This is a genomic window from Micromonospora sp. AMSO12t, from assembly GCF_008806585.1.
GTDB lineage: Bacteria > Actinomycetota > Actinomycetes > Mycobacteriales > Micromonosporaceae > Micromonospora > Micromonospora reichwaldensis.
The window spans coordinates 1-1098 of sequence record NZ_WAAS01000520.1 but is presented as its reverse complement, the minus strand read 5'-3'; the positions used below and the strand labels follow the sequence as shown (position 1 = coordinate 1098).

1 protein-coding gene is annotated in these 1098 nt (G+C 75.9%); it reads right to left on the bottom strand.

Annotation, left to right across the window (positions count from 1 at the left end):
• Positions 1 to 138 precede the first annotated feature (138 nt).
• On the bottom strand, positions 139 to 1098 hold a 960-nt coding region (locus F6X68_RS32740; RefSeq protein ID WP_225852576.1), incomplete at its 5' end, for an AAA family ATPase.

Here is a 1098-nt window from a genome sequence, read left to right as displayed (position 1 = left end):
CGCACGACGCCCGGGCGGCCGGTGCCCCCGGCTCGTCGGGCCGGGGGCCGGGCCGGTCGGGTTCGGGGGTGTCCGCGCTCACCCGGTGATCCTCTCAGGCCCGTGGGCGCCGTGGGCGGTCGGTGGCGGCACACCCGCTCACCGGGCGAACGGCTCCAGCATCACCGAGGCGGCCTTGAGCCACGCCTGCCGGGTCTCCTGCTGGAGCTGGTGGTACTCGATCGAGGAGCCGGTCTCCAGCGCCGGGTCGTACGGCACCACGGCGACGGCCCGGGTACGGGTGGCGAAGTGCCGCTCCAGGTCGTCCTGCAACGGCGAGCGGCCCGGGGTGGGGCAGGAGATCAGGGTGACCGCGTTGTCGGCCAGCTCCCCCATCCCGACCTCGTGCAGCAGGTCCAGCATCCAGTCGGCGCTGAACGCGGCGTCCTCGCGGGGCACGGTGGTCACCACGAGCTGGTCCGCCGCCTGCATGACGGTGCGCCAGTTGGCGCTCTCCACGTTGTTGCCCGTGTCCACGCAGACCACGTCGTGGGTGCGCCGCAGCAACTCCAGCACCCGCCGGACGGTGAACTGGTCGAGGCGCTGGGCGAAGCGGGGGCTCTCCTCGCCGGCCAGCACGTCGTACGAGCCGTCGGAGGCGTGCCGCAGGTAGTCGTCCAGGTGCGCCAGCAGCTCGGGGCCCTCCTTGATCTCGACGTGCGCGAGATCGCCGACCAGGTGCCGGATGGTGCGGGCGTGCCGGGCGCTGCCGGCGCGCAGCCCGAGCGTGCCGCGCAGCTCGTTGTCGTCCCAGGCCAGCACGCCCCGCCCGCGTACGCTGCCGACGGTCGCCGCGGCCAGCACGGTGGCGGTGGTCTTGTGCACCCCGCCCTTCGGGTTGGCGAACGCGAGCACCCGGGGGGTGCCCAGGTCGCGGCGGAGCACCCCGACGGCGCGCTCCACCTCGTTCTCCGTGCCGCGTGGGCGCCACTCGACGCGCGCCGGGTAGCCCCGCTCGGCGGGCGGCGGCGCGAGTGGCGGTGCGGTGGGCGGTGGAGCGGCGACCGGCGGTACAACGGGCGGCGGCGCGGCGGGCGGCGGTACCGCCGGCGGTGGCAC